The organism is Dyella sp. 01N36, assembly GCF_056399745.1.
Window position 1 is genome coordinate 1 of record NZ_JBFTRY010000137.1, and the last position, 9,690, is coordinate 9,690.

The following is a 9,690-nucleotide window of genomic DNA, read 5'->3' on the forward strand; positions in this document are numbered from 1 at the left end:
GAGATAATGGTTGATTGCCCCTAAGCGCGCGGCTTCTCTATGCACATCGGCATCGACTTCGGCACCAGCTATTCGGCGGCCGCCGCCATCATCGGCGGCGAACTCACGCTCGTGCGCTTCGGCGCCGCCGAGCAGTTCCGCACGGCCGTGTATTTCCCCGAACTGGTGCCTGACCCGAACGACTTCGAGCTCACGCCCGAGCTGGAAGCGCAGATGGAAGCCCATATGCGCTCGGCCCGACTCGATCTGCGCCGACTCGCTGCGGCAGGCAACGAGGCGGCCCGCTCGGACGCCGACCTGCGCCGCGATGCCTTGCGCGTGGTCCGCCGCCAATGGATGGAAGAACAGGCGCGCGCGGCCACCGCCTCGGTCGCCAGCTTCCAGCATGCGCTGTTCGGCGAAGACGCGGTGGAAGGCTATCTGGAAAGCGGCGGCGGCAACCTCATCGAATCGCCCAAGTCGATGTTCGGCTATCGACTGGACCCGCAGGTGCGCAAGGTGATCGTGCACATTGCCACGCATATTCTCGAGCACATTCGTCTCACCGCCAGCCGCCAGTTCGGTGAAGCCGTGCGCGGCGCGGTGATTGGACGCCCGGTGGAATTCCGCAGCTCGATGGGCGCGGCAGGTTCCGAACAGGCCATGGAGATTCTGCGCGAAGCGGCGGCGGCGGCGGGTTTTGACGAGGTGAGTTTCCTGGAAGAGCCCGCCGCAGCGGCCATGCATTACCACAAGAGCCTCAGCGACCGGCAGCACGCGCTGATCGTGGACATCGGCGGCGGCACCACCGACGTGACGCATGCGGAGCTGGGTGGCGACGCATCGCCGTTCATCGCGCGCAATTGGGGCCTGCCCAAGGGCGGCACCGATCTGGACGTGGGCGTGAGTCTGCACAGCTTCATGCCGCTGATGGGCAAGGACATCGTGCGCATTCCGCAGCACCAGTTCGTGGAAGCGGCCAGCGTGCACAACCTGCCCAAGCAGCGCGAGTTCCGCAAACAGAACTATCGCCTGGTCGCCGCGCCCTATGGCCCACGCCTGCGTGCCCTGCAGGAACTGGGCGCCACCACGCGGCTCAATCAGACGGCCGAACGCACCAAGATCATGCTGAGCAGCGACATCACCCATCGTGCGCCGCTGGATTTCATCGAACACGGCCTCGCCGTGGACACCACGCGCAGCGATCTGGACACGGCCATCGAGCCCTTCCTCATCCAGCTGGAGCGCACACTCACCACCGTGCGCGACGACCTGGCCACCCTGCCCGCCAGCGTCTTCCTTACCGGCGGCACCTCGCGCTCGCCCCAGGTCAAGGCACGCGTGCAGTCGTGTTTCCCCGAGGTTCCGCTGGTGCACGGCGATCCGTCGCTGGGCGTGGTGTCCGGGCTGGCAGTGGCGGCGAGCGAAGTCACCGCCTGACCCGCTTCAGCGGACGCACTGTCGTTCGTCCCCATCCTTGACGACGTCGCAAGGTCTTGCCGGCCTTGCCAGCGTCATGCCGCTGTCACCCCGCATTGCTTGAATCCGCGGCGACCTTGTCCGGCGCGGGTGGTCCGCGCCTGGTTCACGCATCCGGGGGGATGACCCAATGAAGAAGGCCTTGTTGGCACTGGCTACGGCCGGCCTGCTGTTCGCTTCGGCTGCCCAGGCAGCCACGTCGCGTACCAGCTGGGTGGTATCGCAGATCTACAACACCAATCATCCGCTGGCCGCCACGGACAGCGCCGAACTCGCCACCAAGATGTCGACCATGGCGGCGAGCGCGTTCAACTTCTATCGCGGCACTGACCACATCTTCTACCAGGACATGACCACGCTCCCGGCGTCGGCGTATACGACGTCACAGACGGGTTTCACCTGGATCGGCGGCGATGCGCACATCGGCAATTTCGGTGCGTGGCAGGACAGCAGCGGCAACAACGTGTTCTCTGCCGACGATTTCGACGAGGGCTATCTCGGCCAGTACGTGTGGGACCTGCGCCGCCTCGCCACCAGCATGGTGCTGGCCGGCCGCGCCAACGGCATTGCCGACAGCGACATCACCACCGCGATCAATACGATGGTGTCGGCGTACATGAGCGAGATGAACGACTTCAAGGGCAGCAGCGACGAGCTGAGCTTCCAGCTGAAGAACGGCAATACCTCCGGCGCCGTGCAAGACACCATCAGCGATTCCAAGGGCGACTCGCGCGCCAGCCTGCTGAGCAAGTACACCCAGGTGAGCGGCAGCACCCGCACCTTCCAGACCATCGCCGGCACCCTTGCCGCGGTCAACAGCAGCACGTACAACGCCATCGTGGCGGCGATGAACAGCTATATCAGCAGCATTTCATCGTCCAAGCGCTACGCGGCCAGCTATTACCAGGTGAAGGATATCCGCCAGAAGCTCGGCTCCGGCGTGGGCAGCCTGGGCAAGCTGCGCTACTACGTGCTGATCGAAGGCCCATCGACGTCGACCTCGGACGATGTGATCCTCGAGCTCAAGCAGGAACTGGGCAGCGTGGTGGCAGAGGCCGACAACGGCCAGCTGCCTGCCGCCGATTACAGCAACAACGAGGCCAATCGCGTCGCGATGACCGCCAAGGCGCAGACCCTCAACGCGGACGTCTTGATCGGCTACGCCACCATCAATGGCATGGCCTTTTACTTCCACGAGAAGTCGCCGTTCGAGGAAGATTTTGACTACACCCAGCTCAGMAGCGCGGGCAAGCTCAACACGGCAGCCACGTATCTGGGACAGGCACTCGCCTCGGCGCACGCGATCTCCGACCAGGACTACAACAGCGCCATCGTGTCGTACAGCATCGACAAGCAGATTACCGCTGCGGTCAGCAGCACAAGCGGACTTCAGTCGGAATTGTCGACATTCGCTTTCAACTACGCGGCCCAAGTTTCGCTGGACTGGCAGTCGTTCGTGAGTGCCTATAACGCAGGCACGCCGCTCTATTGAGTGCTGCGAGGCCGGAGCAACGGCAGCGTTGCTCCGGCCTGCTTACTCATCATTCGTTACGCAGCGCTCGCCTTGCGCAACGGCGTGACGTTGGAGGCGGCGCGATCGCCCTCGACGGCAGCCTCCGCCGCGATGAAGCTGGGCCGTGCCTGTATCACCCACATGGCTCGCTGCACGTTGCGATATTTCGCCAACAGGCCTGGGCCTTCCGGCGTCTGCGCCAGCGAATAGAGCAGCGGCGCGGCGAGATAGTCGGCGATGCACGGTGTGTTGCCGACCAGGAAATCGCGCTGGCCGTAGCCTGCATCCAACGTGGCCAACAGGCGGTCGATATCGGGCAACGCAGCGTCGATGATGGCGCGGTCCGGCTCGGGGCCCGATGGAAACATGTATTGCAGGATGAAGCGCGAGACGATGGCGTCGTAGCCGTAATCGTCCAACACGCTGTACCACTGCTCCGCCCTGGCGCGCGAGGTGACGCCACTGGTGGGCAGCAGATCCGGTCCATCGAAGGCTTCGTCGATGTAGCGCAGGATGGCGCGCGTTTCATAGAACTGCAGCGGGCCGTCGTACATGGCCGGGATGCGGCCGAACGGATGGATCGCATCGGCCTCGGCCGAATGCGGGGCCACCGACTTGAGCGCGTACGCCACGCCCTTCTCCGCCATCGCCATGCGTACGGCACGCACGTACGGGCTGATCGGACTGCCCACCAACACCACAGATCCGGCTGAGCCATCTGGATCGAGATAGTCCGCCAGCCGGTTGAAGACAGACGTCCAACCCTGGTTGTGGTCGTCGCGGATGGCCGCATCGGGGAAGCCGGTGTGGCGCATGTGCAGCTGCGTGCCGCCGTCTTTCTCGGTCAGCGTCACCTCGATCAGCGTGGTGCGCGCAGCGAGGTCGCCTTCGCCATCCCAGGCCCAGGTGTAGGCGAGGAACTTGGGCCGCTCGATCACCTGGTAGGTGCCGCTGGAGCCGTGCACGGTGCCGTCCTTCTTCACCATGGTGACGCGGTAGCGTCCGCCCACTCGCACATCGGTCGCCACCTCGCCAACATGCAGGCCGCGTGGGCAGTGCCATGCGGCAAGCGCGGATTCGTCAGTGAAAGCATCGAACACTTTCTCCCGCGGCGCGCGGATGAAGCGGGTCATTTCCAGCTCGAACGTTGCAGCTTGGGTGCTCATGGCTTTTTCCTCGGTACACGTGGGGCGCCTTTGCCACGCTTCTTTGCATCGGCGCGATGGGTCTGTTCGACAAACTCAACCAGTCGATCCAGGCTGTCTTCCCAATGACGGCGATAGGCCTCCAGCCAATCGTGCGCGTCATGCATGGGCTCCGCCCGGAGACGGCAGATACGCCAGCGGGCGTCCACTTCCCGTGCGATCAGGCCGGCGCCTTCCAGCACGCGCAGGTGCTTGGATATGGCCGGTGCCGACATGTCGAAGGGTTCGCCCAGCTCACCGACGGTGGCGTCGCTCCTGGCCAGGCGGGTCAGGATGGCGCGTCGCGTGGGGTCGGCCAACGCGCTGAAGGTGAGCGACAAGCTGTCTTGGGTAGTGGCCATGGTCGTCAATTAACCACTTGGTTAATCGACAGTCAAGCACTTTTTTGTCGCGACGGCGTGAACGCGCGATCGATGCAAGCCGCGGGATGGCGCTGGCGGCCACGCGCCGCCAGCGCGGGTCGATCAGAACTTGTACGAGATCATCACGCGGTTATAGGTGAACGACTCATTGCCCGGATTGAGGTTGGCGATGCCGCCCACCGAGCGCTCCCAGCGGTCGCGCAACTGCAGGCCTTTGAGCACGCTGTCCATGTTGTAGATGATGTCGAAGTACAAGTCGTGGCTGGTGCCGCGTTCGACCGAGTCGTACTTCGCGTAGGCCGCCACCAACTGCAGCTTCTTGTCGAAGAAGTTGTATTGCGCCCGGCCCTTCCATGCGTGGCCCGGGCCGATTTCGACCAGGCCGCGAATCATCGACGTGGTGAACAGGGGATCGGTCGCGTAGTTGACCGTATACGGCGAGATGAGCGCGCCATTGCCGACCGCACCGGATTCGCCTTCGAGCTTGTTGTACGAGAAGTCGATGCGGCCGTCATAGATCGACGTACCGATGTCCGCACCCCACGCTTGGGCCTTCACCCGGTCGCCCCCCACGCCCACCAGCTTGGTATGGGTCTGCACGAGGATGTTGTCGCTGCTGCTGTTCTCTTCGAGCGCCTGTACGGCGATGAAGGGATTGAACGGCGTGCCGGTGGTGAACGTATAGCTGCCGTTGACGTAACCCATTCGCGCGAAGCGCAGGAAATCGTAGTACCAGGCTTCGCCCTTGAAACCGCCGGCGGTGTAGTTGGTGCCAGCGGCCCAGGTGCCGTTGGCTTCGGGCGCCGTCAGCGGCAGCGCGCCGTTATTGCCGTACATCGAATCGCCGCTGTATTTCGACGGGTAGTACAGGTTGTCGTCGTACATGCCGTTCGAGGTTCGACTCTTCCAGCTGAAGGTGCGGATGGCGAAGATGTTCCAGTCTTTCAGCGGCGTGAATTGCGCCAGCGCCGCGTTGTACGACGCAGGAATCACGCGCGAATCATTGCCGCCCATCCACGGCGTATTGAGGTACTGGTAACCGCCACGGAACAGAAACCAGTCGCGCTTGAACTGCAGATAAGCCTGACTCCAGGCACCCAGCGAACTGTTGGGGCCCATCAGCGAGGTGTCGACCTTGGCGGGGTTGTCGTCCTTGGTGCCCAACATATTCGCGGTCACGAACGAGCCGCCGACACTGAAGCCACCCCAGAACGCGCCGGTCTGTGCGTTGATCAATGCCGCCAGTGAGAGTGCATGTGCGTCGGGTGTAGCCGGCGTGTCGTACAGTCGGTCGAAGTCGTAGAGACGCAACTCGCCATCGACGTGGCCGTTGGTGAAGATGTCGTTGAAGCTATTGTTATTGCTATTGCCATCGGCATGCGCGCCGGTCGCGCATACGGCGAAGGCCAGGGCAACTGCCAGCTTGCTGCGCATGTGTTTCTCCCCACGTAAGCGCTCGGAAAAAACGGACGCGCGCGGCCAACCCGCCGGCGCTATCACCTCAGAGTGTAGACGGTTTATGACAGTGAGATGACAGCGCAGCAAGCTCTCTTTATGAGCATTTGCCATGACCACATGGACGTAAGTTCTTGAGCCTGCTCAGGTGGCGATGTGATGCAGATGGGGCACCGGTGCGCCACCAAATCGCAGCAGCCATTCGAAATCTCGTGCGACTGCCACATTGCTGAAACACTCCATCACATGGACGCGCGCGGCGACACCCATGCGGCGAGATAGCTCGGGGTCGCACATGGTCACGATCGCATCCCGCCAAGCGGCGATATCGCCTGGCTCGATCAGCAACCCGGTGACGCCATCTTCCATGGTTTCCGGAATGCCGCCGATGCGACTGCCTAGCACCGGTACCCCGCACGACTCTGCTTCGATGGCCACACGGCCAAACGTCTCCGGTTCCACCGAGGGAAAGGCGAGGAAGGAGAATGCCGGGCAATAGCGCGCCGTGTCGTCCACCCAACCGGTGAAGTGATGCCGCGTCGCCGCACCGCCCTGCTCGGCCATGCCATGCAGCATGTGTTCTTCCGGACCATTACCTACCCACAGCACGTGCAGGCGCGGTTCTCTGGCCATGGCGGCATTGGCAGCCTGCATGAGTTGCGCAACACCCTTGCCGCCGTGCATGCGTCCGGCGTAACCCATCACCACGGCGTCTTCGGGTATGCCAAATTCGCGACGCACCTGCGCCTGCCGCTGCGGATCGGGACGATAGAGGTTGGTGTCGACCGGGTTATATGAGATGTGCACGAGATCCGGCGGCACGCCTCGCGCGAGGTAAGCATCTCTGGCGTATTCAGATACAGCGATGAAGCGCTGCGCCAATCGCGGCACGCCATACTCGGACAACTTGCTCATGCGCGGATTGCGATGGCGGAACAAGGCCACCGGCGTACCGGTGAGGCGACCGCAGACGATCAAGGGCCAGTATTCCTTGCCGAAGTTGCCCACCAGCCAGTCGGGCGCGAATTGCGCGATGCGATGAAGCACGGTGGCATAGCCGCGCACATCGAACGCATTGCGGAATGTGCTGGGAAAGGTGGCAATACCGGCCGATTGCATCCCTGCGCCGATCAGGCCATGGCGGGACACGATGCTTTCCACCTGATGCCCGGCCTGCGACAGCGCACGCGCCAAGGCCACGAAATGCGTGGCAGCTCCCGTGTTCTCGGGATTGGTTCCAACGAAGAGCAGCTTCATGCGCGTCGATCCTCATAACCGGTGAGGACCTTGGCTGCCACCTGCGGCAACACGTGATGGCGCGCCACCTGGATGCGCGGCAGGCGCCACAGATCGATCGTCGCGCTGGCACTCGCGCGCCCGCGATCCGTCGTCGTCGCGGCGACATAACCTGCGTCGCGCGTGGCATCCACCGCTCGATCGTCGTAATCGCCGTACGGGTAGCAGAACTGTGTCACGCCGACGCCGAGGCGATCTTCCAGCTCGGCCTTGCTGCCATGGATCTCGTCGCGCTGCTGTTGATCCGTGCACTGGCTCAGGCGCACATGCGTGCGCGAGTGCGCGCCCACCTCCATACCGCCGTCATGCCACGCGCRCAGTTGCTCGACGGACATCAGCGGCTTGCGGATACAGAGCTTCTCGCCGTCCCAGGCGTTGTACTGCCCGAGGTAACCACTCACCGCATAGCATGTGGCGGTGAAACCATGGCGACGCAGCGTGTCCAGCGCGGATTCGAGATTGTCGACGTAGCCATCGTCGAGGGTCAGTACGGCCACCTTGCCTGTGCGCTCACCGCGCAGGTAAGGCATCGCATCGGACATCGACAGGCCGCGATAGCCCAGCGCTCGCAGCATGGCCATCTGTCGCGAGAACTTGGCGGCCGATACATAGAGACTGCGGTAGACATCGATGCCGTCGGGCACCGACGCAATATTGTGATACATCAAGATGGGGAGTTTCACGACGCGCCTTCGGATGAAGTAACAGGGAAAGTCTGTGTCCCTGTTACTCCGCGAGAGCTGCAGCCACCTTTCGCTTGCTTGCACCGACTTGTCGCTTCACACAGCGTTTTAACTGCGTACGTCTGTAACTTACAAAGGACTTTCGCGAGCATGAAGCGCGGCTGTCTAGCGCGTGCTCGGCGCGTCGAACGATGGACGTCCATCTCGCATGAGACGGAGCGCTGCAAGCAAAGCGATGGTTCGTTGTTTCGAAAGATCCAACGAACGGCGCGTCGCAATCTTTACGCGATTTATATGCCGCACGCGGCTGGGCGATATCGATTCTTTACGAATCGCCTGACGACAATATCGACATGGCGATCCACACAAACCGCTCCCGCGCTATCGGATGGCGAACTGCCGGCATGGTGCTGTCGGGCCTGCTGTTCGTGCTCTCCATCGTTCAACTGATCTTGCGACCTGGCGATGACGCAGCTGTATGGCGCGGCCTCGCCCTGTCGTCGCTTTATCTGTTGATATGCCTCAGTCAGCGCCGCCTGTTCGCCCCTGCGCGAACGCGACACAACCGGCGACTGCGTTAGCAGGAACTCACGCTGTAAGCGGATTCGTCCCATCGGCGTTCTCGATACGGCCAGTGGTCGCATCGGCGTGCCGGCATGTCGGTGAGATCAGGAAGGCTTGCAGCCGGGCGGCCGCAGGTCGGGTGAGCGGGCAGCAACCATGCACCTGCGGCACCGGTTGCAAACCTTCCTGATTTCGTCGCATCGAAAGCGGCGATGACGTGGCGCAAAAAATGCGCTCTTGCGGGCAACGCCGTGCGCTTGGACAGGGTCCATCACCAACCCACCCAAACGCAGACCCCCGGCCAGCCCCCGCAAGAGCGCACTCTTTGAACCACGCCATCAGCCCAGCGTGTAGGGACCGCCACGCTCCAGCGCACGTCGATACGCCGGACGCTGCTGCACGCGCTTCACAAACGCGGCGATGTGCGGAAGCTTGCTGCGCAGTCCGCTGCGCGCCATGGCTGCCTCCATCGGAAAGCTCATCTGTATGTCCGCCGCGCTGAATTCACTGCCGACGAACCAGCCGGTCTGCGCCAGTTCGTTGTTGACGTAATTCAGATGCAAGGCCAGCTGCGGATCGACAAAGGTCGACTGCAGCCTGTTGGCGATCTGCCTCGCGATGGGCCTGGCGAAGAACGGCATCGGCGCCGAGGCAATACGCGACGCCACCAGCTTCAGCAGCAGCGGCGGCATGGCCGAGCCTTCGGCGTAATGCAGCCAATACGTAAAGCGGAGGCGCTCAGGCATATCGGGCAGCGGAGCCAGTCGACCGGTGTCGTAACGGTCGACCAGGTATTCAATGATGGCGCCCGACTCCGCCAGGATCTGCCCGTCGTCTTCGACCACCGGCGATTTTCCCAAGGGATGGATGGCGCGCAATGCCGGCGGCGCCAGCATGGTCTTGGGATCACGCTCGTACTTGCGCAGCTCATACGGCACATCCAGCTCTTCCAGCAGCCAGAGCACACGCTGGGAACGGGAGTTGTTGAGATGGTGGACGATGAGCATGGGTGCCGCCAGCGAGGTGAAAATCGGAGGCTAGCATGGCGGTGGATGGCCGGGTGTGCGGGAGAGCGCGGTGGCAGCAGTGAACAGAGTCCGTCGAATCGCTGCGCCGATGCTCGGTGACCAGGGCTTGTCTGTGGGAGCGCACCC

General features: G+C 63.0%; 8 protein-coding genes. 2 read left to right on the forward strand and 6 right to left on the reverse strand.

What is annotated here, in order from left to right; genetic code table 11:
• Nucleotides 1-39: 39 nt before the first annotated feature.
• On the forward strand, nucleotides 40-1,419 hold the full coding sequence (locus tag AC1DMG_RS16545; RefSeq protein WP_441604245.1) for an Hsp70 family protein: 1,380 nt from the start codon (nucleotides 40-42) through the stop codon (nucleotides 1,417-1,419).
• 169 nt (nucleotides 1,420-1,588) lie between these two features.
• The gene (locus AC1DMG_RS16550; protein WP_477180780.1) at nucleotides 1,589-2,950 is read left to right on the forward strand and encodes a DUF2252 domain-containing protein; all 1,362 of its coding nucleotides are present in this window, start codon (nucleotides 1,589-1,591) and stop codon (nucleotides 2,948-2,950) included.
• A gap of 56 nt (nucleotides 2,951-3,006) precedes the next feature.
• Here the strand turns inward: AC1DMG_RS16550 and AC1DMG_RS16555 are convergent, their stop codons facing one another.
• The 6 genes from AC1DMG_RS16555 to AC1DMG_RS16580 all read right to left on the reverse strand — a co-directional run bounded on the left by AC1DMG_RS16555 (nucleotide 3,007) and on the right by AC1DMG_RS16580 (nucleotide 9,543).
• Nucleotides 3,007-4,137, reverse strand: coding sequence for an SRPBCC domain-containing protein (locus tag AC1DMG_RS16555; RefSeq protein ID WP_477178067.1), 1,131 nt, complete (start codon nucleotides 4,135-4,137; stop codon nucleotides 3,007-3,009).
• Nucleotides 4,134-4,517, reverse strand: coding sequence for an ArsR/SmtB family transcription factor (locus AC1DMG_RS16560; protein WP_441604248.1), 384 nt, complete (start codon nucleotides 4,515-4,517; stop codon nucleotides 4,134-4,136). The genes AC1DMG_RS16555 and AC1DMG_RS16560 overlap by 4 nt, the downstream gene beginning before the upstream one ends.
• Nucleotides 4,518-4,640: 123 nt before the next feature.
• Nucleotides 4,641-5,972, reverse strand: a complete 1,332-nt coding sequence (locus AC1DMG_RS16565; RefSeq protein ID WP_477178066.1) for a hypothetical protein — start codon at nucleotides 5,970-5,972, stop codon at nucleotides 4,641-4,643.
• A 165-nt stretch (nucleotides 5,973-6,137) separates the two neighbouring features.
• Nucleotides 6,138-7,250, reverse strand: coding sequence for a glycosyltransferase family 4 protein (locus tag AC1DMG_RS16570; protein ID WP_441604250.1), 1,113 nt, complete (start codon nucleotides 7,248-7,250; stop codon nucleotides 6,138-6,140).
• On the reverse strand, nucleotides 7,247-7,954 hold the full coding sequence (locus AC1DMG_RS16575; RefSeq protein ID WP_477180781.1) for a polysaccharide deacetylase family protein: 708 nt from the start codon (nucleotides 7,952-7,954) through the stop codon (nucleotides 7,247-7,249). The genes AC1DMG_RS16570 and AC1DMG_RS16575 overlap by 4 nt, the downstream gene beginning before the upstream one ends.
• Nucleotides 7,955-8,874: 920 nt before the next feature.
• A complete protein-coding gene (locus tag AC1DMG_RS16580; protein ID WP_441604251.1) occupies nucleotides 8,875-9,543 on the reverse strand; it encodes a glutathione S-transferase in 669 nt (222 codons plus the stop codon).
• Nucleotides 9,544-9,690: the final 147 nt, after the last annotated feature.

Bases quoted from the DNA above. Each gene is read 5' to 3' on its own strand.
- AC1DMG_RS16545 (WP_441604245.1), top strand. From the start codon at position 40: ATGCACATCGGCATCGACTTCGGCACCAGCTATTCGGCGGCCGCCGCC.
- AC1DMG_RS16555 (WP_477178067.1), bottom strand. From the start codon at position 4,137: ATGAGCACCCAAGCTGCAACGTTCGAGCTGGAAATGACCCGCTTCATC.
- AC1DMG_RS16560 (WP_441604248.1), bottom strand. From the start codon at position 4,517: ATGGCCACTACCCAAGACAGCTTGTCGCTCACCTTCAGCGCGTTGGCC.
- AC1DMG_RS16565 (WP_477178066.1), bottom strand. From the start codon at position 5,972: ATGCGCAGCAAGCTGGCAGTTGCCCTGGCCTTCGCCGTATGCGCGACC.
- AC1DMG_RS16570 (WP_441604250.1), bottom strand. From the start codon at position 7,250: ATGAAGCTGCTCTTCGTTGGAACCAATCCCGAGAACACGGGAGCTGCC.
- AC1DMG_RS16580 (WP_441604251.1), bottom strand. From the start codon at position 9,543: ATGCTCATCGTCCACCATCTCAACAACTCCCGTTCCCAGCGTGTGCTC.